Raw genomic sequence first — 21,417 nt, forward strand, 5'->3', positions numbered from 1 at the left:
TTTCGTTCTAATGTGTCTCTAATACACGTGCAATAGTTTTGGTACCATCAAACAATTGCACTCATGTTACGCAGATATTATAGTTTTTTAGTCCTGGTTGCCCCATTCCTTTTATTGGGGCGCAATGCACATGCACAAACAGACACCCTTAAGGTAACTTTTAAGGATGCCGAAAAAAGCTTCCTGACCAATAACTTAAGTCTTCTTGCTCAAAAGTACAATGTAGATGCCGCACAGGCATTGGTTAAGCAAGCCAAGCTTTGGGATAATCCCGTTTTAAGTACCGACCAAAACATTACCGATGCCAATAAAAAGTTTTTCGACCATAGCAATGGCAACGGACAAATACTTGTTCAGTTAAGCCAGGTTTTTAAAACAGCAGGTAAACGTGGCAAACAAGTACAGGTAGCAAGCGATGATGTAAAAATACAGCAAGCGCAGTTCAATGACCTGTTGCGCAACTTACATTACAACCTGTTACTTGATTTTTCGCAGGTGGCTAATCTGATAGACCAACGTAAGGTTTACCAAACCGAAATTGCAGCGGCAACTAATATGGTTAACGCTATTGATAAATCTTACCAGGCCGGTAACAATTCGCTGAAAGACCTTATCCGTTTAAAGGCCTTGTTATTTGGCTTGCAGAATGATATGGTAGAGATTGACCGCCAGATAAACGATCTACAAAGCGAGCTGAAAACTTTGTTGGTTGCTAACGCGAATCAATTTATAGCACCACAAATAACTTTTAACAACAACGATACAACACTTAATGCAGCTACGCTATCCGAACTGGCAAAAGCAAACCGGGGCGATTATTTGGCTAACCAATATTTGTTAGATCAGAATAACCACAACCTGTCCCTGCAAAAAGCCATGGCTGTGCCCGATATTACCATTGGGAGCACTTACGACCAGAACAGCAGTTACGCCCGCAATTTTGTAGGGTTAGAGATAAGCCTGCCGCTACCTATTTTTAACCGCAACCAGGGCAATATTAAAAATGCTAAACTGGCCGCCCAAAGCCAGGAGTATACTCTTAAAAACAGCGAACTGCAATTGCAGAACGATGTGTATTCGGCTATACAGCAGTATAGCTTAAGTCAGCAATTATTAGGCACCCGCGAAAACGACTTTTATAATAAGTATGATCAGTTGTTTAAGGGGATGTCTAAAGCATACCAGCAAAAGCAAATAAACCTGCAGGAGTTTGTAGACTTTTTTGACTCGTACCGCGAAACCAAACTGAAAATATTACAGCAGCAGTTGAACCTTCAAAAAGCCATTGCCGATTTAAATTACGCGGTAGGCACCACAGTTGTAAACCCATCATAATAAGCACTACATCAGCATAAAAGAACGATGAAAAAACACATAATATACGTTGGCCTGGCTTTAATAAGCCTTACCGCTTGCCAGGAGAAAAAAACCGGCACTATGGAAACCAAACAGGTTTGTATAAGCGATTCGCTGCAAAAAATGGTTAAGATAGATACCGCCAAAAGCACGCCAATGCAGGATGAGCTTACCCTATCAGGCGAGGTATCTTTTGATGAGAATAAGGTAGTAAAGGTATTTCCTTTTACCAGTGGGCAGGTAATAGAGGTGAAAGTTTCCCTGGGTGATAAGGTAACCAAAGGCCAAACCCTTGCCGTAATACGCAGTGCCGACGTTGCAGGTAGCTATACCGATCTGAGCGCTACCAAATCTGACCTGTCTATAAGCAAACGACAGTTAGAACAAGCTGAATACCTATATAAGAACGGTATATCAAGCGAACGCGATTATACCGAGGCTAAAGAAAATTACAACAAGGCAGTAGCTGCAAATAGCAAAGTCCGCGACCAAATTGCTATTAATGGCGGCGGTAATACCAACGCCAGCGGCTCACTTGTTATTAAAGCACCGGGCAGCGGTTACATTGTAGAAAAGAATATCTCTGCTGGTAACTTCATTCGCCCCGATAATAGCAGCAGTTTGTTCACTATATCAGATATGAAGGATGTATGGATCTGGGCGAATGTGTTTGAAACAGATATAGCTAAAGTTAAAAAAGGCTATGATGCAAAGATAACAACACTGGCCTATCCGGATAAAACCTTTAATGGTAAAATAGACGAGATAAGCTCGGTACTTGACCCCGATAATAAGGTAATGAAAGTACGTGTGGCTTTAGATAATAAAGATATGCTGCTGAAACCCGAGATGTTTACCAATGTGCTTATCTCAAATAAAGAGGGTTCAAGTTCGGTAGCCATCCCTGCGTCGGCGGTGATATTTGATAGCAGCAAAAACTTTGTAGTGGTTTACAACAGCAAGTGCGACTTGCAGGTGCGTGCGGTAAACGTAATTAAAACGGTTGACGATATCACTTACATATCATCGGGCTTAAAGCCGGGCGATAAGGTGATCTCGAAAAGCCAGCTGCTGCTTTATAATGCTTTAACGGAAGACTAAACCGGACATTATTTATCTATTACACATTCCTCTAAGCATTTCTATTTTCTTTCAAACAAATGAACAAGCTAATTAAAAATATAATATACTTTTCGCTCAGGCACCGGGCGATGGTATTCTTTTTGACTGCGGTGCTAGCTGTATTGGGCGTCTGGAGCTATCTTAACACCCCGATTGAGACGTTCCCAGACGTTACCAATACGCAAATCATCGTTATTGCCCAATGGCCGGGCCGTAGTGCCGAAGAGGTGGAGAAAATGATCACCATCCCAATGGAAACCGTGCTTAACTCGGTACAGAAAAAGGTTAACCTGCGTACTACATCTTCGTTCGGCCTTTCGTACCTGCGTATCATATTTGATGATGATGTAGATGATGCCTTTGCCCGCCAGCAGGTGCTTAGCCGCCTGCAAAACGCAGACCTGCCCGATGGTGTAAAACCGGAAGTAGAACCGCCATACGGCCCAACAGGCGAGATCTATCGTTACACGCTGAAAAGTAAGACAGAATCTATCCACGACTTAACCGCCATACAAGATTGGGTACTGGACCGTCAGTTTAAATCCATACAGGGCGTTGCCGACGTAAACAGCTTTGGCGGTGAAGAGAAAACTTACGAGGTGAGTGTAAATCCATCGTTGTTGCAAAAATATGGCTTAACATCACTTGATGTATACAACGCCATAAATCGCAGTAATATTAACGTGGGTGGCGATGTAATTGAGAAGAACGACCAGGCATTTGTGGTGCGTGGTATAGGTTTGATCAATAACATCAGCGAAATACAGAACATCATTATTAAAAATGTAAATAACGTACCCATACTGGCCCGCAATGTTGCCGATATAAAGGAAAGCGGATTGCCGCGCCTGGGGCAGGTAAGTCGCGACAGGCAGAAGGATGTTATTGAAGGTATCATAGTAATGCGCAAAGGGGAGAATCCGGCGCTGGTGCTGGATAAGATCCGTGAGAAGGTACAAGACCTGAATGAAAATATCCTGCCGAAAGATGTAAAGATAGATACCTTCTATGACCGTACCAACCTGATGGATTTTTGTACCGAAACGGTTATTCATAACCTGTTGGAAGGTATAGTGCTGGTGACGGTTATCGTATTCCTGTTCATGGCCGATTGGAGGACAACCTTAACGGTGGCCATCATCATCCCGCTGGCGCTGCTCTTCGCCTTTATATGTATGCGGATTAAGGGGATGACTGCTAACCTGCTATCGATGGGGGCGGTAGATTTTGGGATCATCATAGATGGTGCCGTGGTAATGGTGGAGGGGATCTTCGTAGCGCTCGACCACCGTGCCAAAGAGTTAGGCATGGAGAAATTTAATAAGATCGCCAAGCTTGGCTTGTTTAAAAATGTGGGCGCCGAGATGGGTAAAGCTATCTTCTTTTCCAAGCTGATTATTATCACATGCTTAATCCCAATCTTCGCCTTCCAAAAGGTAGAGGGTAAAATGTTTTCGCCATTGGCTTATACATTAGGTTTTGCCTTATTGGGCGCATTAATATTTACACTTACGCTGGTACCTGCTTTATCAAGTATCCTGCTCAGAAAAAATGTTAGGGAAAAACATAACCCGGTAGTACTGTTCTTCGAGAACGGCATCCGTAAGATGTTTGGCTTTACTTACAAAAATCAAAAGCTAAGCCTCATCATCGCGTTTAGCTTTATGGCGATAACTTTTTTCTCGGCCAAATTTTTGGGGACAGAGTTCTTGCCTGACCTGAATGAGGGGGCCCTGTGGGTAGAAGCTGAACTGCCAATGAGTGTATCATTGAACCAGGCCGAAAATATCAACCAAAAGATGATGCAGATACTGGAGAAATTCCCCGAGGTGAAGCAAACGCTTGCACAGGTAGGCCGCACCAATGATGGTACCGACCCTAAGGGTTTCTTTAACGTACAGATCCAGGTCGACCTGAAAAATAAAAAACAATGGCCAAGTGGCGTAAGCGAGGAAGAATTGATTGACCAGATGGATCAGCAGTTGCGTAAGCTGCCGGGCATCGTGTTCAACTACTCGCAACCTATCCGAGATAATGTGGATGAGGCAGTAGCCGGTGTAAATGCCAGCATGGCTGTAAAAATATTCGGGCCTGATTTTGAAACATTGGATAAAAAAGCAGATGCAGTACTTAAAGTGCTGAAGAATGTGAAAGGTGTAGACGATTTAGGCGTACTGCGTAACCTTGGTCAACCCGAATTTAGGATAGAGCTTGATCAGCAAAAAATGGCGCTGTATGGTGTTGCTACTGCCGATGCAAACTCGGTAATTGAGATGGCCATAGGTGGTAAAGCCGCCACGCAATTATATGAAGGCGAGCGTAAGTTCGATATCCGCTTGCGTTACCAGAAACAGTACCGCGATACCGAAGAAAAAATTGAGAACCTGATGGTACCCACCATGAATGGTTCAAAAATATCCATCAAGGAGATCTCAACAATTAAACAACTGACCGGTCCGGCATTTATCTTCAGGGATAATAACACGCGCTATATAGCAGTCAAATTTAGTGTGCGTGGCCGCGACCTGGGCAGTACCATTGCCGAGGCACAGCAAAAAGTAAATGCCGCTGTTAAACTGGACAAAGGTTACGCCTTTACCTGGAACGGCGAGTTTGAGAACCAGATCCGTGCTTCAAATACATTAGCACACGTAGTGCCTATTTGTTTATTGGTTATTTTCCTGATACTATACATCACCTTTGGGAATGCCAAAGATGCTATGCTTACCATTATGAACGTACCGTTCGCCTTAATTGGCGGGATACTGGCACTACATATTACCCATACCAACTTTAGCATATCTGCCGGTATTGGTTTTATTGCCTTGTTTGGTGTATGTATTCAAAATGGTGTGATATTAATATCCGTGTTCCGCAAGAACCTGGAGGCCCATATGCCGCTTGATATCGCCATACTGGAAGGTGTGGTATCACGTGTGCGCCCGGTGGTTATGACCGCCCTGATGGCCGCTATTGGCCTTATGCCTGCCGCTTTATCAACCGGCATAGGCAGCGAAACCCAAAAACCCTTAGCCATTGTGGTTATAGGGGGCTTGGTTACCTCAACTATTCTTACCCTCTTAATATTACCTGTTATTTATGCAATGGTTTATCGATTGATCCATAGACGTGAAAACCGGAAACTATTAAAAAGGATAGGTGTAGTTAGTGCTTAGTTTATTGTTTGAAACATTGTATCGCCCTAAGGTGAACCGCGAGGGTTTACTTTAGGGACTGCAATGTTACCGAGGCAATATCTTTTAATGTTTTTTCATCAGCGCCTGAACGGGCTGTTACCCTTAAGCCACTAATGGTACTAAATATGAACCTTGCAACAGCAAGGGGAGCACTATCCTGATTTATCTGGCCACTTTTTTGACCTTTTTCTATAGCCCTTTTTAAGGCATCTACAACACTTTGGTTGTTCAGGTTTACCAGATCTTTTACTTCGGGGTCGTGGCTGGAAAGCTCAACGGCGGTATTCACCATAAAACAGCCCTTGGTTAAGTTATCCTCAACACTTTCCTGTATTATCCTGTCAAAAATTTCTTTTATCACTTCGTAGATATTATCTGCATTGTTGAGCAGTGATAATACGGCGCTGGTTTGTTTATCCTGGTAATGTTTAAGTGATTTGGTAAACAGCGTGCGCTTATCTGTATAGGTATTATACAGGCTGGAGCGGTTGATGCCCAGGCCATCTACCAGGTCTTGTGCCGATGTTGCACAATAACCCTTGTCCCAAAATATATTTACCGCTTTCTCCAGCAGTTCATCCTCGTCAAAATCCTTCTTGCGTGCCATGATATATTAGTTAAAACAAAATTACCGATCTGAAACAACGTTCCAAATCGGTATAATAATAGGGGGTAAGTAATTAATAAATTACAGCGTTAACAGTAAGGCCGCCATCAACAGTAAGTTCGGTACCGGTTATAAATGATGCATCGTCTGAAGCCAAGAACCTAACTGCATTGGCAATTTCTTCTGATCTGGCAAATCGTTTCAATAATATACGTTCACCTAACACAGTGCCAAAGCCATTCACTTCTGCTTCAGTTAACCCCAATTTGTCATATAAAGGGGTAGCAACAGGGCCGGGAGATACCGCGTTTACACGGATCTTACGTGATGCTAATTCGCGGGCTAATACCCTGTTTAAAGATATAATAGCCGCTTTACTGGCAGAATATACGCCACTATCTGGCATTCCTAAAACTGCATTTATAGATGTATTGAATACAATAGCAGCACCATCATTTAATATAGGGATGAATTTTTGAACGGTAAAGTAAACGCCTTTTACGTTAGCGTTCATAATGCCATCAAAGTGCGCTTCAGTCGCGGTTTCAACCGGGCTAAAATTGGCTACACCTGCGTTAAGGAACAAAATATCTACTTTGCCAAATTGGGCTTTTACTTGGGCCACCAGGTCATCTATCTGGCCTAAATGGCTTTGGTCAGATACAATGCCCGTAACACCAAGTTCCTGGGCTGCTTTGGCAACGGAATCTTTATTACGGCCGGTGATAATAACTTGCGCGCCTTTATCAACAAATTCTTTTGCTGTCGCGTAACCAATACCGCTGTTACCACCTGTAATTACGGCTACTTTGTTTGCTAAAATTTTCATTGTTTATGAGTTTGAATTTTGTTTTTGTGATTTGATAGAACAAATATAATCATATTGAAACGTTCATTCCAAATTGAATCAAAAAATAATGAAACGATTGTTCCATTATTTACAGTCCTGTTACAAACCTGATCGGAATATCATCCTAAACGACTGATCGCGACTGATATATGACACCGCCCAGTTGTACAATGTCTGCAGTTTATTACGATAGTTTACCAATGATATTAAGTGGATAAACAACCACATAAACAAGGCAATGATGCCACCGAAGTGTAGTTTATGCTTAAACAGATCTGCTACCGCATGGTTCCGGCCAATAATAGCCATATCGCCTTTATCAAAGTATTTAAAGGCTTTTAAGGGGTTGCCCTTGGCCATAGCTATAAAGTTATTGGCAAGCGTTTTCCCTTGTTGTATGGCTACCTGTGCTATTTGTGGATGGCCAATAGGATAGGCCGCATCAGTTGTTAGGATGGCGGCATCACCAATGGCGTATATGTTATCTAAACCCTGTACTTTGTTATACTGGTCTGTTATCATACGTTTACCTGCGCCCAGGCTGCTTACCGGTATCCCGTCAAAAGTGTTGGCTGTGATACCCGCCGCCCATATCAGGGTTTTTGACTCAATAACTTCTCCGTCTGATAAGGTTACTTTATCATCAACGTAATCGCTTACACGGGTGTTTAGCTTTACCTTAACGCCAAGATTAGTGAGTACTTTATAAGCTTCTTTGTGTGTTTTTTCGCTCATGGCGCCTAACAGGTTAGGGCTGCCATCAACAATATAGATACCGCCTGGCTGATTGATAAGTTCGGGATAATCTTTTTTGAAGATATAATTTTTCATTTCGGCTAACATGCCCGATACCTCAACACCTGTAGGGCCGCCACCGGCCACTACTATGGTAAGCATTTTTTTACGCTCGGCAGTATCAGGGGTAATGGTTGCCTGTTCCAGTGTTTTTAATAAAGCGTTACGCATGCGCAAGCCATCGTCAATGGTTTTCATGGGGATGGCATTCTTTTCAATGTTTTCGTTCCCGAAAAAATTTGTTTTAGCACCTGATGCAAACACCAGGTAATCGTAGCTTATTTCGCCGTCTTTTAAATAAACGGTTTGGGTAGCCGGATCAATTTTTACCGGTTCGCCCATACGGAAGCTGATGTGATCCTTACGGAATAATTTACGAAAAGGATAGCTGATGCTTGATGGTTCCAGGAAACTGGTTGATACCTGATAAAGCAGGGGAGGGAAGTAATTGTAGTTGTTTTTATCTACCAGTGTAACCTGATAATTTTTGCTTTTTGCCACGGTTTGTGCAAAGTTTACACCGGCAAACCCTCCCCCAATAACCACAATTTTTTTAGCAGTGCCGGGCTTATCGCCTGTTGCATCTGCCGGGTTAGAAAGATCGCTCATTTCTTTATTGTTATGTTCGTCACCGTTATAAATGACAGTGTAAATATACGCATTGTGTACATTGTACACTATTGAATATGTCTAATTTTACACAGTAGTGATGGTGTGAAAACAAGCAAAATACCGGCCACAAAAAAACCGCTTTTAAACAAGTTAAAAGCGGTTTTTTTATTTTCGGAGCGGTATCGGCTACAAATAAGATTGCAGCGCACCACTGCGCGATGATTGTTTTATACGTTGCAGCGCTTTGTCTTTTATCTGACGAACCCTTTCACGGGTTAGCACAAATTTCTCGCCTATCTCTTCTAATGTATGGGTATTGTTATTACCTAAACCGTAGAATAATACAAGCACTTCGCGGTCGCGTTCGCCTAATTTAGATAGGGAACGTGCCAGCTCGGTAGCAAGCGAATCATGTATCAGCATGCTATCGGTAGTAGGGTCATCGTTATGCATTACATCCAGCAAAGTGCCTTCTTCACCTTGTTGAAAAGGCGCATCGATAGATACCTGGCGGCCAGAGTTACGTAACGAGTCGGCGATTTTTTCAACAGTAGTTTCCAGGCATTCTGCCAGTTCTTCGGGTGTAGCTTCGCGTTCAAGTTCCTGCTCAAGCGATGATTGTGTTTTGCGGATCTTGCTCAGTGTACCTATCTGGTTCAATGGCAACCTAACCGAGCGTGATTGATCTGAAATGGCCGAAATGATAGATTGACGGATCCACCATACCGCGTACGATATAAATTTAAAACCTTTAGTTTCATCAAAACGTCGGGCGGCTTTTATCAGGCCAAGGTTTCCTTCGTTTATTAGATCGCCAAGGGTAATGCCCTGGTTTTGATATTGTTTTGCTACCGATACCACAAAACGAAGGTTAGCTTTTGTAAGGCGCTCTAATGCTGCCTGGTCGCCTTCGCGTATTTTTTGTGCCAGGATAACTTCTTCCTGAGCAGTGATGAGGTCTACTTTACCGATCTCTGTTAAGTATTTATCAAGCGATTGGGTCTCGCGGTTGGTAATGGATTGACTTATCTTAAGTTGTCTCATTTAATGGGGAATAATGCGGCTATAATGCCGTCAATTAAACAATTTACTAAACTTTAAAAGAGCGGGGAACGGGCGTTTTTAATAGCCCTGAAAGAAAAATAAAAGCATTCTCCGATTAAAGAGAATGCTTCACGATCATTAATTATAGTGTATTAAGCTACTTTAACTTTTACCGCGTTAGGGCCTTTTTTGCCTTCTTCTACTTCATACTGTACAGTATCATTCTCGCGTATGCGATCAACTAAACCTGATGAGTGAACAAACACTTCTTTGCCACCGTTACTTGGGGTGATGAATCCAAAACCCTTTTCTTCGTTAAAAAATTTTACTGTTCCTTGTTGCATTATATTGATTTAAATAGTGACAAATATACCTTAAATTATTCATTAATTAGTATAAATATGTAATTGATACACTTTTAGTTATAGTTAAGCTTACGTTTATAGGTAAAATGACAATGAATTGTTTTTTGGGCCGACCAAAACATATTGTATTTGTCAACCAATCATCACAATATTATGTTTGCATTAATCTGCAAATACCAGCGGCGCTTTTTTACGTTTATAGTGCAACGATGCTAAACAGGCATCATTTTCAAAAAATTATATGAAGAAAATAACCTTTCAAATACTCTTATTACTAACTACGTGTTTTGCTGCTTTTGGAGGTACAACTCCAGATCACTTAACCAATGCTAAAGCTAAAGTTGACACCGCCACATTTGCCACGGGCTGCTTTTGGTGTACCGAAGCAAAGTTTCAGCAATTAAAAGGCGTTAAAAAAGTAGTTTCGGGTTTTAGCGGCGGCAAAGTTGCCAACCCTACTTACGAGCAGGTTTGCACCGGTACTACCGGCCATGCCGAAGCTTGTAATATCATTTATGATCCTTTGCAAATAACATACGACGAACTGCTGGCCGCATTTTTTGTAGCGCATGACCCTACACAGCTTAACCGCCAGGGTAATGATGTGGGCACACAATATCGGTCGGCTATATTCTACCATAATGCGGCCCAAAAGCAAAAAGCCGAATACTACATTGGTAAACTAAATACAGAAAAGGCTTATAAAAGTAAAATAGTTACCCAGGTAAGTCCATATACTGCTTTTTACAAAGCCGAAGATTATCACCAGAATTATTTTAACCAAAATAAAGGAAGCAACCCATACTGCAAATATGTGATACAGCCCGAACTTGATAAGTTTAAAAAGGTATTCAAAAACAAACTGAAGAACTAAAAATGAAACCGATATATATCACAGCCATACTATTACTGTGCTTTACCTGCACTTTTGCCCAGCATTTAAAAAGCGCGAAAGGCCATGAGAATAATCCATACTATTCCAATACGAATACCCGCCCCATAAAAGTATCAGATGCGGAGTGGAAGAAGATTTTACCGCCTGCATTGTACGCAACCGCCCGTGAACAGGCCACAGAACGCCCTTTTACGGGCCAATTTTGGAACAAAAGCGCTAAGGGAACTTACTATTGTGCTGTTTGCGGCAATAAACTGTTTAGGTCTGATGCTAAGTTTGCAAGCAATTGCGGCTGGCCAAGTTTTTACGAACCAGTAAGGAAGAACAGCGTAATTTATAAGGAAGATAATTCGGTTGGGATGGAACGTACCGAGGTGATCTGCGCGCGATGTGATTCGCACCTGGGGCATATATTTGATGATGGCCCGGCACCCACCTATAAAAGGTTTTGCATGAACTCCGTTTCTTTAGATTTTCAGCCCGACTTATAACGAGTATATTTTAGCTTTTAAGGCAGGCAACTATACATCAACCGGTACCGTAATGCTTATAGCAAACTACCGGTTGATGATATTTACTAACGATAATCTATTAGAATTTAAAAAGGGTTACGGCCAGCCATATATTGACAATTCCTGTCAGGGGATACCTATAAATCATACAAAAAACCTTCATCATTTCTCCGATTCTCCGCTTGTAAAAAAGCACAATATTATACTTAAACGGGCGATAGATATTACTATGTCTGCCACGGTAATTGTATTTCTGCTTTCCTGGCTATTACCCATATTAGCCCTATTGATAAAGCTGGACTCGCCCGGCCCGGTGTTTTTTATACAAAAACGGAACAAAAAAAATGGTGGCATTTTTAACTGCATTAAGCTGCGTACCATGCTTATTACAGCCAATGCTGATAGTTTATCGCCTTTAACAGATGCCGGGCGCATTACCACATTAGGCAGGTTTTTACGCAAAAGCCATTTAGACGAATTGCCGCAATTTATTAATGTGCTCATCGGCGATATGTCTGTTGTAGGGCCAAGGCCACATATGCTGTCCGAAAATGTAAAGTTTAGCGAGTTGTTAGAAACCTATAATAACCGCCATCATGTAAAACCGGGCATAACCGGACTGGCACAATCTTATGGCTTTTACGGCCCTATTATAGATATAGAACACCTGAACGGGAAGACTGAATATGATATTTTTTACATCAAAAACTGGTCGGCCCTGATGGATGCGAAAATAGTGTTCCGGACTATTGGCCATACTTTGAAAAAACTACAATCCTGATCCAAAAGCTTTGAAATATCTTGCCACAGCCATTTTAGGCATACTTAATAAACAGGAAAAGCAAAAGATAGTCAGCCTGATCATACTTGATCTGGTTATAGGCATACTTGATATTACTTTTTTAGGGGGAATGTTATTGGTTATAAACTTTTACACCAACGGCGGCGCTTCTACTCCACAGGTTATCACACATTATTTTGATAAGGATTCTTTACTGCTTATCAGCGGATTTTTTCTGCTGTTTGGGTTGAAGAACTGGTTGGGTTACCGCATAACCAGGTCGCAAAACTTTTTCTTTTACAGGGTGGCCTCGCGCTTATCCGACAGGAATATCAGGCAGTATTTAAAGGATAGTTACATCCGGTTCATCAATGTAGATTCATCGGTGCTGATCCGTAAAATAAGCCAGCAGCCTATCGAATTCAGTAATTATATCCTCACCAATGTGCAGCAGGTAGTATCGCAAAGCATCCTGATATTTTTTACTATTGTTGCCATCCTGTTTTATCATCCATCGTTGTTTTTGCTACTTTTTGTGTTGCTGTTGCCACCTGTAGTTTCACTGGCCTGGTTTATCAGGAAACGGTTGAAAAACATACGTGCCGATAATAAAATTACCGGCGAAAAAACGATCCAGCATCTGCAGGAATCGTTAGCCGGATATGTAGAAAGCAACGTTTTTGGAAAAGATGATTTCTTTGTAAACCGATACTACAGCTATCAAAACAGACTAAACGAAAACATTGCCACCCAGCAAACTTTACAGGGGCTTCCATCACGATTGATAGAAGTATTCGCCATCCTCGGTTTTTTTATACTGGTTGCTATTAACAAGTGGAGCGCCAACGCCCCCGGTATCGATCTGCTGAACATTGGAGTTTTTATGGCCGCGTCGTACAAGATCATTCCCGGAATAGTTAAAATACTGAACAGCACGGGACAGATAAAAGCCTATGAGTTTACCCTGAAGGATCTGCAGCCATTAGCAGAAATTTCATCCGGCAGAGCCATAAAAGTCCCGGTGCCTATCACCTCAATAAAGTTTGATAAAGTAGCGTTTCAATTTAAAAACAGGCAGATTTTGGACAATTGCAGTTTTGAAATAAGCGCGGGTGATATGGCGGGTATCTCAGGCCATTCTGGTTTGGGCAAAACTACTATTGTTAACCTGTTGCTTGGCTTTTTAACGCAGGATGCGGGCGATATCCTCATCAATAATACTATAACCGATAGGGCTGACAGGCAAAATTACTGGCCGCGCATATCCTACGTTAAACAGCAGGGCTTTTTTATAAATGATACCATTCTCAAAAATATAGTTTTAACGGATGGTGCATATAATGCCGGTAAACTGGCCGAAACAATGAGTATTTGCGGTATTGATAATATGCTGATGGAACATCCTGAAGGCATAAACAAAGTAATTACCGAGAACGGAAAAAACATAAGTGGCGGTCAACGGCAAAGGATTGTGCTTGCCCGTGCCTTATATCACAATTTTGATATGCTGATATTGGATGAGCCTTTTAATGAGATGGATGCCGCTGCGGAAAATATTATCCTAAACAGGTTAAAGCAATTTACACAACAGGGTAAGATAATACTCTTTATTACCCATAATCAGGAAAGCCTGACTTTCTGCAACAAAATTATTCTACCCAATGGCAACTAATACCCCCCAGGCTCTCATCATACTCACACCCGGTTTCCCCGCCAATGAAGCTGATAGCACCTGTATTACGCCGCTGCAAATATTTGTAAAAGCCCTTCAGCAAAATTATCCGGGCGTTAAAATTATTGTACTTGCTTTTCAATATCCATTTGTTGCAAAAAAATATGTGTGGAATAATGTAAATGTGATTGCCTTTGGTGGCAAAGGGAGGGGTAAGCTGTTCCGGCTGATGGTATGGTTTAGGGTTTGGCAACGTTTAAAAAAGTTAAACACGCAATACAAGGTAATGGGATTGTTAAGTCTTTGGCTAAACGAATGCGCTTTTATAGGCAACAAGTTTGCCCGGTTTAAAGGCTTAAAACATTATTGCTGGCTGCTTGGGCAGGATGCAAAAGCGGGCAATGGTTACGTGCCCCGGTTAAACATGAAAGGTGATAAGTTGATTGCCATATCAGATTTTATTGTAAAGGAATACCACAGAAACTACAATGTAAAGTCACAGCATGTTATTCCAATAGGCTTGGATACTTCCTTATTTAGCAAGTCTGAAATTAAAAAGGATATCGACATTATAGGCGTTGGCTCGCTGATACCCCTTAAACAGTACCAGATTTTTGTAGAAATGGTTAGCTTGTTGAAAATGTATTATCCTGATATAAAAGCCATTATATGTGGCGATGGGCCAAAAATGGCGCGCTTAACGGCAATGATAAAATCTTTCGGACTGGAGAAAAATTTAATATTAAAGGGCGAATTGCCCTATCCGGAAATATTAAAATTAATGCAGCGTTCAAAAATATTGCTCCATACTTCTGCCTATGAGGGCTTTGGTTATGTAAACCTTGAAGCGCTGTATGCCGGGGCCAGTGTGGTAAGTTTTGTAAAGCCCATGGATAAACCCATACTCAACTGGCATATTGTGGATAATGAACAGCATATGCTACGAAAAGTAAAGGCCATTTTATCTGATACTAAACACAGTCCCCGGGCAATATTACCATATAATGTAACTGATACTGCCAAGGCTATGATGAAACTTTTCGGTTTATAGCGATGCTGCTATTTTACTGATCTTGCCGGCTATAGCTTCAAAAGAAAGCGTGCTTTTGAAATGAGTCAGTGTTAATTTTCGCTTTTCTTCTATATCGATATACAAGGTTTGGTTTAAGGCAGATAGCAGGGCTTGTTCATTACCTGGTGGATATAAAATGCCACAGCTGCCATTATCTGTTATCATCCTGAAAGAAAGGATATCGGTAACTACAGGGATGCAGCCGCATGACATTGCTTCGCAAACAGCCGCGCCACTACCCTCATAATGCGACCCCGAAACAATAAAATCGACACTATTGAACCAATACAGGAGATCGTTGTGCGGTACCCTGCCAACCAGCGTAATTGCATCAGTCTGTAAGGCTGTGATATCGTTTAAAAGCTCATCAGTATGGTATATCATATACAGCCGGGCTTCAGGATTGCTCTCTGCGAATGCTAAAAAAGCTTTTACCACGGTTAACGGGTCTTTATTATCATTAAGGCGGCTCACCCACAAAAATGCCTTGTTGCCGCTAATGCCTGTCTTTTCGCGTGCAAGTTTTTGATCTATCGGGTAAAAAACAGACGATACCTCCATCACCTCGTGTATTTTTGATGCATTAGCCAGGTTGCCGTTAGCAACCCATTCTACGCCCATATCGTATGATGCAAACAAGTAGGCATCAATACAGCGATCGGCCAATTTTTGCAGGATCTTTTTTAAGCCGGAGAAAGGTTTTTCCGCATGATTCTGAACAATTATTTTTACACGCGGCCCCAACAACAAACGCAATTGAATAACCTGTAAAGGGAAGTGCAACCCTTGAATAAACACCACATCAGGTTTTAACCGTTTGATGTACCGGTGCAGTTTTAAAGGGAAAAAGCGCAACGAGTTACGACCGAAGCGTAAAAAGCGGTAATCAGCGCCATTGTTATAAAATTGCCCTTCGTAGTTTACCTGCTCAATACTTATTACCTCATCGGTTTTGCTCAGTGCCTCTAAAATGCCACTGTACATATTAATGCGTTTAAGCCACGCCTGTGGTTGGTTAAACTCTTTGGTATACACATAACTGGCAAAAACAAACCTCATGATTTAATATTATGCTGCGGGTTCTGATGATAAGTACACGGGTAATTCAACATCGGGTTTGTATTGCTTTATCTGGTCTATTAAACCGGTAATATCTCCCTGCACGTATTTAATACCGTTACCTATATATACCTTAGTGAAATTGCTTGTGGCTATACCATTTAACTGGTGATAAAGCGATTCATCAAACAAACGGATATTGCCTTTATGCATAACCAGCAATATATCATCGGGTTGCAGCTCAAAAAACGAGGTTAAGCCGCCCTGTGCAGGTCCGGCTTTAGCAATAACCAGGTCGGCATCTAAGCCTTCCTGTATGCTGCCGCTATTTAATTGCCAGGTTGCAGCAGCTTTTGCAGTGAGCGACTGGTATAGCTCATTATCGCTAAGTAGTTTGGCTTTATGAGCTGTGCGGATATGCTCCCAAATATCCCAGCTGCCGGTAAGGGTAGAATCGGTACCGAATAAAATTTCCGTATATTTTTTCAAGTGATTAACCGGGGCGGTTGCACCCAGCAAAAAGTAGTTTGATGCCGGGCACCATACTATCGCTTTAAATGATTTTGCCTGTGTTGGGGTAAGCGCTACACCATGTATGCCTATCAGTTTGCGGGCAAGCAAGTTCCAATGAATCAGTTCGGTGATCTCGTGTCGGGTGGCTTCGTTTGTGCCCTCGCCAATATGTATTACTACGGGTTTGTTAATTTTAAGCGGGTTGTTCAGTTTCTTCTTCCACTTTTTTTCAAACCGAACGGAGTGGATGCTTTGGACTTTTTCGTAAATGTTGATGAGTGAATCGGTAACGCCAGACCTTTTACCATGATTAACAACCGTGGTAACGCCACACAGCAGGTTTTTATACATGCCCCAGCGCTCGCGCAATGCAATGGGGATGCTTAAAACAGATGCAATTTCGGTAGGATAAGTTTCATGGATGTATTTGCCCCATTCAGTATAGCTGTTATACGTTTTGGTGCCTAAACGCGGAAAAAGGTTAAAATCAAGATGATCATGTGAATTAATAAGGCCCGGGAACACAATGGCATTTGTGAATATAAGCTGCTGGACATTATTGCCCGCAAAGGGAGCATTCAGGATCTGCACTATCTTTCCGTCGCTAACTTTGATGCTCATCGGCTTATCACTATCTGCTATGCGTACGTTATTCAGTATCATCTCCCTCTTCTTAAATGCATCCCATATATAATGGGGAAGCCCTGGTAGCTTTCGTATACATGCAGGGCGTTTTGGCGGGCATAATAATGCTTTACCGTTTCGTCTATCTTTATCTCTTCCTTAGCAACAATAGTGAAATTGTTTTTTAGCAATATCTCTTTAATGGTATCTATTAAATGAACGTAATTTTGTACCGCAATGTGTGTGTTGTGATGCTTAAAGGTCCGTTTGCCGCCAAAAGCCAGTGTATTAGGGTGAAAGTCGGTGATGATAATATCACTATCGGCTTTTAGTATCCGGCACCAGGCTTCCAAAGCCTCTTCAATATATTTGATATGAGCAACGGTAAGGGTTGATACTATGGCATCGTAGCTTTGCGATGGCACATCGGTAAAAAGGTTATCTGTTATCTGGTAAGTTTTAGCCTCCGGGAATTTCTGCTCTAAACGTTTAAGCATCCCGGCAGATACATCAAAACCGGTTAGGGATTTGGGCTGCTGTTTAAAAAGTTTAGCCCAATGCCGGCCGGTACCACAGCCAATATCAGCTACATCTTTACTGGATAGATCAATACCCTGCAATAATTTAGTGAACAGGGTTTCATCCAGGTCGAGCATTAAATTACCCGGCTGTTCATCATAATTCACCGACCAGATATCATAGGCTTCTACTGAGCCCTTTTCTTTTACCGGCGACGAAAAAAAATGCCGTTTAACATAATTTTTAAGCGTATGTATCACAATGTGCCGGGGTTTAAATATGCTTGTTTATAAAAGATTACGGCGGGCTAAGTGCAAAGGTTGCCAATGCGGTTTTTATTTATACCGGCAGGCAACTGATGCACATTTGACGGCGTATTTATAGTGTGACGATGATAATTGAAAGGGTAGAATACATTTTAGTAATATGGGTTATCCCCCTATGCAGGTTCAAATGGTGATGGATTCATTTCCATCACCAGGGGGATATTTTTGAATAAAACGAACACTTAAGTGCATGAATAAAATACTGTTATTTAACCCTAAAAGCGCCGTAGCTAAACACCGTATCCCCAATTCTATTTTAAATATAGCTGCCTCGGTAGAGGGTAGATACGAATGGGTAATTGTTGATGGCAACTGTGAGGAAGACCCCTTAAGTAAGATTGAAGAATACCTCAACACAGGCGAATATAAATACCTGGGCTTTACAGTTATGCCCGGCCCGCAGCTAAGGCAATCCATCCCGTTTTCTAAGGCTATAAAAGAAAAGTTCCCGCATACTAAAATGATCTGGGGCGGATATTTTCCATCGAGCCACCCAAAGGTGATACTGGAATCGGGCTATATAGATTTTATTATTAACGGGCCTGGCGACCACGCATTTCCGCAGTTAATAGATGCACTGGAGTATGGTACACCCTACGAGTTTATCAAAAACCTGATATACCTGGCCGGTAATGAGGTGGTTAAAACCGCCAAGGAAGACCTGATGGATCAGGATTCGTTGCCGACCTTGCCTTATAACAAGCTGGATACTTTCTACTCCATAGTAAATAGATACCTGGGCAAAACCTATTTGGGCAATAAAACAGTGGCCTATCATTCCAGCATTGGCTGTCCGTTCACCTGCTCTTTTTGCGCGGTAGTGCCAATTTATGAAGCACGGTGGAAGGCCAAATCGGCCCAAACGGTTTATAATGATATCAAGTACATTAAAGATAAATGGGGCGCCGACGCGATAGAATTTCATGATAACAACTTCTTTGTATCCGAAAAACGTACGGTGGAATTTGCCAAATTGATAAAGCCCGAAAATATGTCGTGGTGGGGCATGGCCCGTATCGATACCATGGATAAATTCAGCGATGCATCGTTGGCCATTATACGCGAGGCTGGTTGCAAGATCATATTTTTTGGCGCGGAAAGCGGCAACAACCTTATTCTCGAACAATTAGACAAAGGCGGTACCCAAACTGGTGAGCAGATCATCAGGTTTGCCGAACGGTTAAAGAAATTTGACATCATCCCCGAATATTCGTTTGTACTGGGCACACCGGCGCCAACCGCCGAACAGGTACAGGCGCAGATAGATTTTGAGATAGATTTCATCAAAAAAATAAAACACGTTAACCCACGTACCGAAATTGTGCTGTACACCTACAGCCCCGTACCAACCGAGGGGTCAACTTTATATAAGCAGGTGCAATCGCTTGGCTTTAAATACCCGCAGGTACTGGAAGACTGGATAAGCCCCGCATGGGAAAGCTTTGATATGCGGAAAAACCCGCTTACCCCATGGCTTACGCCCGAGATGATAGATAAGATAAGGAATTTTGAAATAGTGCTGAACGGCGTTTATCCAACGGTTACCGATATAAGGCTGAATACTTTAAAACGCAGGGCTATTAAGTTGATATCAAGCTTCCGCTACAAAATTGATCTGTACAAATATCCGTATGAAATTAAGTTACTGCAAAGGGTTTGGCGTTATAGGCAACCCGAAATACAAGGCTTTTAATGAATACACACGCAGATGATACCGCAATAATACCGGCCCAAACTACTGAAAAAGAGTTTGGGCATTTGTACATTAAGGTAAGGGAGAAGGAGCAAAGGCTTTATACCGATGACGAGTTAAGGCAACTGCCGGATATTGATCCGTCGCACATTCATTATAAAGAGTGGAAGATAAGGACGCGATCTGCAGGGCGATTGGTGAATTACCTAAGAAAAAAGCAAACGCCTTTAAATATACTGGAAATTGGCTGTGGAAACGGCTGGCTTTCGTCAAAATTAGCTGGGATAAAGGGTGCTATTGTGACAGGGTTTGATGTTAATGAGTTGGAAATAAATCAGGCTAAAAGAGTGTTCAACAAAATTAACCTGCAGTTTTTTTGTGATGAGTTTGATGCCGAAAAGTTTAAAGCGTTAAGTTTTGATGTTGTTGTATTCGCGGCATCACTGCAATATTTTAGCCCGGTGAAGGATATACTGGATAGGGTTTATTCCCACCTTAGCCCACAGGGTGAGGTGCATATAATCGACACTAACTTTTATACACCGCAAAGTATAAAAGGCGCTGCGCAAAGCACGCTGGAACATTACACTAAAATGGGCTGCCCGGAACTGGCCAAATATTATTTTCATCATAGGTTGGATGATCTGCAGGGGTATAAGTACAAAGTATTATCCAATCCAAACAGCATTATAAACCGGTTGCGAAAGGATAGTCCGTTTTATTGGATCTGCATTAATAAACAATAACATCATGGCCGGGCAATCATTATATCATACTTATCAGCGGTATCGCACCCTGCAAACGCATAAAATATCGGCGCTGCCTATTGTTATTTTAATGCCCCACAGCGCCTGTAATTGCCGCTGCGTAATGTGCGATATATGGAAGGATAACAAAAACCTGAAACAGCTTACCGAGCATGATATCAACGGCCTGTTAACCGCCCTGAAAAAGTTTGGCACCAGGCAGGTGCTCATGTCGGGAGGAGAGGCGCTGCTGAATATCAATTTTTTTGGCCTGTGCAGTATCCTTAAGAAACATAATATAAAGATCACCCTCCTTTCTACCGGCTTATCTATAAAGAGGAATGCAAACCAGATCCTGGAATATATAGATGATCTCATCGTATCCTTAGACGGCGACCAACCCTTGCATGATGCTATCCGTGATATTCCCGGCGCGTTTAATAAGCTGAAAGAAGGGGTAGAGCATATCCGCTCCATTAACCCAAATTATCGGATAACGGCACGCACCGTTATCCATCGCTTAAATTTCAGGAACTGGCAGGCTATTATTGCGGCTGCAAAGGCAATGGGTATTAACCAGGTGAGCTTTTTACCTGCCGATGTAAGCAGCCACGCCTTTAACCGCCAAACCGCCTGGGCCGAACCTAAACAGCACGAGATCCTGCCATCAGAAAATGAGTTGGGCGAACTGCAGCAGGTAATAGACCAGGTAACTGCGAATGAAAGTGATTTTACGAGCCATTTTATAGCAGAATCTAAATCGAAAATTCAGGATATATACCGCTATTATGCAGCCTTTTATGGATTGAATGAGTTTCCGTTTAAAAAGTGTAATGCCCCATGGGTATCGGCAGTTATTGAGGCGGATGGCAGTGTGCGGCCATGCTTTTTCCACGAGGCTATAGGTAATATAAGGGATAATGCGTTTGCCGATATTTTGAACAGCAAGGAAGCCATTGATTTCCGCAGATCGTTAAACATGGGCACTAATGCTACCTGTGTTAAATGTGTGTGCTCGCTTAATTTATCGCCATTGACGAGGCTTAATTGATAAAAC

19 protein-coding genes are annotated in these 21,417 nt (G+C 42.1%); 11 read left to right on the forward strand and 8 right to left on the reverse strand.

The window, feature by feature from the left end:
* Positions 1–63: 63 nt before the first annotated feature.
* The 3 genes from NPE20_RS13795 to NPE20_RS13805 are packed head-to-tail and all read left to right on the forward strand — an operon-like array spanning position 64 to position 5,654.
* Complete coding sequence (locus NPE20_RS13795) at positions 64–1,335, forward strand: TolC family protein (RefSeq protein WP_256539247.1); 1,272 nt, start codon at positions 64–66, stop codon at positions 1,333–1,335.
* Between the two features lie 27 nt (positions 1,336–1,362).
* Complete coding sequence (locus tag NPE20_RS13800; protein WP_256539248.1) at positions 1,363–2,457, forward strand: efflux RND transporter periplasmic adaptor subunit; 1,095 nt, start codon at positions 1,363–1,365, stop codon at positions 2,455–2,457.
* 59 nt (positions 2,458–2,516) lie between these two features.
* Positions 2,517–5,654: an efflux RND transporter permease subunit gene (locus tag NPE20_RS13805; protein ID WP_256539249.1), complete on the forward strand. Its 3,138-nt coding sequence runs from the start codon at positions 2,517–2,519 to the stop codon at positions 5,652–5,654.
* Positions 5,655–5,700: 46 nt separating this feature from the next.
* Here the strand turns inward: NPE20_RS13805 and NPE20_RS13810 are convergent, their stop codons facing one another.
* The 5 genes from NPE20_RS13810 to NPE20_RS13830 form a co-directional block, all read right to left on the reverse strand.
* Positions 5,701–6,282, reverse strand: coding sequence for a TetR/AcrR family transcriptional regulator (locus NPE20_RS13810; RefSeq protein WP_256539250.1), 582 nt, complete (start codon positions 6,280–6,282; stop codon positions 5,701–5,703).
* A 73-nt stretch (positions 6,283–6,355) separates the two neighbouring features.
* Entirely contained in the window at positions 6,356–7,111 is a 756-nt protein-coding gene (locus NPE20_RS13815) for an SDR family oxidoreductase (RefSeq protein ID WP_256539251.1), read from the reverse strand.
* A 120-nt stretch (positions 7,112–7,231) separates the two neighbouring features.
* Positions 7,232–8,536, reverse strand: a complete 1,305-nt coding sequence (locus NPE20_RS13820; protein ID WP_256539252.1) for an NAD(P)/FAD-dependent oxidoreductase — start codon at positions 8,534–8,536, stop codon at positions 7,232–7,234.
* A gap of 189 nt (positions 8,537–8,725) precedes the next feature.
* Positions 8,726–9,583, reverse strand: coding sequence for a sigma-70 family RNA polymerase sigma factor (locus NPE20_RS13825; protein WP_256539253.1), 858 nt, complete (start codon positions 9,581–9,583; stop codon positions 8,726–8,728).
* A 152-nt stretch (positions 9,584–9,735) separates the two neighbouring features.
* Complete coding sequence (locus NPE20_RS13830; protein WP_129875592.1) at positions 9,736–9,927, reverse strand: cold-shock protein; 192 nt, start codon at positions 9,925–9,927, stop codon at positions 9,736–9,738.
* Between the two features lie 262 nt (positions 9,928–10,189).
* Between NPE20_RS13830 and msrA the strand changes: the two genes are divergently transcribed.
* The 5 genes from msrA to NPE20_RS13855 all read left to right on the forward strand — a co-directional run bounded on the left by msrA (position 10,190) and on the right by NPE20_RS13855 (position 14,859).
* The gene (msrA, locus tag NPE20_RS13835) at positions 10,190–10,822 is read left to right on the forward strand and encodes a peptide-methionine (S)-S-oxide reductase MsrA (RefSeq protein WP_256539254.1); all 633 of its coding nucleotides are present in this window, start codon (positions 10,190–10,192) and stop codon (positions 10,820–10,822) included.
* A 2-nt stretch (positions 10,823–10,824) separates the two neighbouring features.
* Positions 10,825–11,334, forward strand: a complete 510-nt coding sequence (gene msrB / locus NPE20_RS13840; RefSeq protein ID WP_256539255.1) for a peptide-methionine (R)-S-oxide reductase MsrB — start codon at positions 10,825–10,827, stop codon at positions 11,332–11,334.
* A gap of 76 nt (positions 11,335–11,410) precedes the next feature.
* Positions 11,411–12,136: a sugar transferase gene (locus NPE20_RS13845; RefSeq protein WP_256539256.1), complete on the forward strand. Its 726-nt coding sequence runs from the start codon at positions 11,411–11,413 to the stop codon at positions 12,134–12,136.
* 10 nt (positions 12,137–12,146) lie between these two features.
* Complete coding sequence (locus NPE20_RS13850; RefSeq protein ID WP_256539257.1) at positions 12,147–13,808, forward strand: ATP-binding cassette domain-containing protein; 1,662 nt, start codon at positions 12,147–12,149, stop codon at positions 13,806–13,808.
* Positions 13,798–14,859, forward strand: a complete 1,062-nt coding sequence (locus tag NPE20_RS13855) for a glycosyltransferase (protein ID WP_256539258.1) — start codon at positions 13,798–13,800, stop codon at positions 14,857–14,859. The genes NPE20_RS13850 and NPE20_RS13855 overlap by 11 nt, the downstream gene beginning before the upstream one ends.
* Here the strand turns inward: NPE20_RS13855 and NPE20_RS13860 are convergent.
* Genes NPE20_RS13860 through NPE20_RS13870 form a run of 3 tightly spaced genes read right to left on the reverse strand, consistent with a single transcriptional unit; the run spans position 14,854 to position 17,855 of the window.
* Positions 14,854–15,939 carry a glycosyltransferase family 4 protein gene (locus tag NPE20_RS13860; protein WP_256539259.1) on the reverse strand — a complete coding sequence of 362 codons (1,086 nt, stop codon included), beginning with the start codon at positions 15,937–15,939 and terminating at the stop codon, positions 14,854–14,856. The genes NPE20_RS13855 and NPE20_RS13860 overlap by 6 nt on opposite strands.
* Positions 15,940–15,948: 9 nt before the next feature.
* On the reverse strand, positions 15,949–17,115 hold the full coding sequence (locus NPE20_RS13865; RefSeq protein ID WP_256539260.1) for an amidohydrolase family protein: 1,167 nt from the start codon (positions 17,113–17,115) through the stop codon (positions 15,949–15,951).
* Positions 17,112–17,855, reverse strand: a complete 744-nt coding sequence (locus tag NPE20_RS13870) for a class I SAM-dependent methyltransferase (protein WP_256539261.1) — start codon at positions 17,853–17,855, stop codon at positions 17,112–17,114. Before NPE20_RS13870 ends, NPE20_RS13865 begins: the two co-directional genes overlap by 4 nt.
* A gap of 256 nt (positions 17,856–18,111) precedes the next feature.
* On the opposite strand from NPE20_RS13870, the gene NPE20_RS13875 reads away from it, so the two are divergent.
* From NPE20_RS13875 to NPE20_RS13885, 3 genes are read left to right on the forward strand one after another with little or no spacing between them, the layout of a single operon-like run.
* Entirely contained in the window at positions 18,112–19,614 is a 1,503-nt protein-coding gene (locus tag NPE20_RS13875) for a B12-binding domain-containing radical SAM protein (RefSeq protein WP_256539262.1), read from the forward strand.
* Positions 19,614–20,360 carry a class I SAM-dependent methyltransferase gene (locus tag NPE20_RS13880; protein WP_256539263.1) on the forward strand — a complete coding sequence of 249 codons (747 nt, stop codon included), beginning with the start codon at positions 19,614–19,616 and terminating at the stop codon, positions 20,358–20,360. The genes NPE20_RS13875 and NPE20_RS13880 overlap by 1 nt, the downstream gene beginning before the upstream one ends.
* Positions 20,361–20,364: 4 nt before the next feature.
* Entirely contained in the window at positions 20,365–21,411 is a 1,047-nt protein-coding gene (locus NPE20_RS13885; protein WP_256539264.1) for a radical SAM protein, read from the forward strand.
* Positions 21,412–21,417: the final 6 nt, after the last annotated feature.

The organism is Mucilaginibacter aquariorum (genome assembly GCF_024498135.1).
GTDB classification, from domain to species: domain Bacteria; phylum Bacteroidota; class Bacteroidia; order Sphingobacteriales; family Sphingobacteriaceae; genus Mucilaginibacter; species Mucilaginibacter aquariorum.

Coding starts and splice junctions, on each gene's coding strand:
- NPE20_RS13795 (WP_256539247.1), top strand. CDS start 64: ATGTTACGCAGATATTATAGTTTTTTAGTCCTGGTTGCCCCATTCCTT.
- NPE20_RS13800 (WP_256539248.1), top strand. CDS start 1,363: ATGAAAAAACACATAATATACGTTGGCCTGGCTTTAATAAGCCTTACC.
- NPE20_RS13805 (WP_256539249.1), top strand. CDS start 2,517: ATGAACAAGCTAATTAAAAATATAATATACTTTTCGCTCAGGCACCGG.
- NPE20_RS13810 (WP_256539250.1), bottom strand. CDS start 6,282: ATGGCACGCAAGAAGGATTTTGACGAGGATGAACTGCTGGAGAAAGCG.
- NPE20_RS13815 (WP_256539251.1), bottom strand. CDS start 7,111: ATGAAAATTTTAGCAAACAAAGTAGCCGTAATTACAGGTGGTAACAGC.
- NPE20_RS13820 (WP_256539252.1), bottom strand. CDS start 8,536: ATGAGCGATCTTTCTAACCCGGCAGATGCAACAGGCGATAAGCCCGGC.
- NPE20_RS13825 (WP_256539253.1), bottom strand. CDS start 9,583: ATGAGACAACTTAAGATAAGTCAATCCATTACCAACCGCGAGACCCAA.
- NPE20_RS13830 (WP_129875592.1), bottom strand. CDS start 9,927: ATGCAACAAGGAACAGTAAAATTTTTTAACGAAGAAAAGGGTTTTGGA.
- msrA (WP_256539254.1), top strand. CDS start 10,190: ATGAAGAAAATAACCTTTCAAATACTCTTATTACTAACTACGTGTTTT.
- msrB (WP_256539255.1), top strand. CDS start 10,825: ATGAAACCGATATATATCACAGCCATACTATTACTGTGCTTTACCTGC.
- NPE20_RS13845 (WP_256539256.1), top strand. CDS start 11,411: ATGATATTTACTAACGATAATCTATTAGAATTTAAAAAGGGTTACGGC.
- NPE20_RS13855 (WP_256539258.1), top strand. CDS start 13,798: ATGGCAACTAATACCCCCCAGGCTCTCATCATACTCACACCCGGTTTC.
- NPE20_RS13860 (WP_256539259.1), bottom strand. CDS start 15,939: ATGAGGTTTGTTTTTGCCAGTTATGTGTATACCAAAGAGTTTAACCAA.
- NPE20_RS13865 (WP_256539260.1), bottom strand. CDS start 17,115: ATGATACTGAATAACGTACGCATAGCAGATAGTGATAAGCCGATGAGC.
- NPE20_RS13875 (WP_256539262.1), top strand. CDS start 18,112: ATGAATAAAATACTGTTATTTAACCCTAAAAGCGCCGTAGCTAAACAC.
- NPE20_RS13880 (WP_256539263.1), top strand. CDS start 19,614: ATGAATACACACGCAGATGATACCGCAATAATACCGGCCCAAACTACT.
- NPE20_RS13885 (WP_256539264.1), top strand. CDS start 20,365: ATGGCCGGGCAATCATTATATCATACTTATCAGCGGTATCGCACCCTG.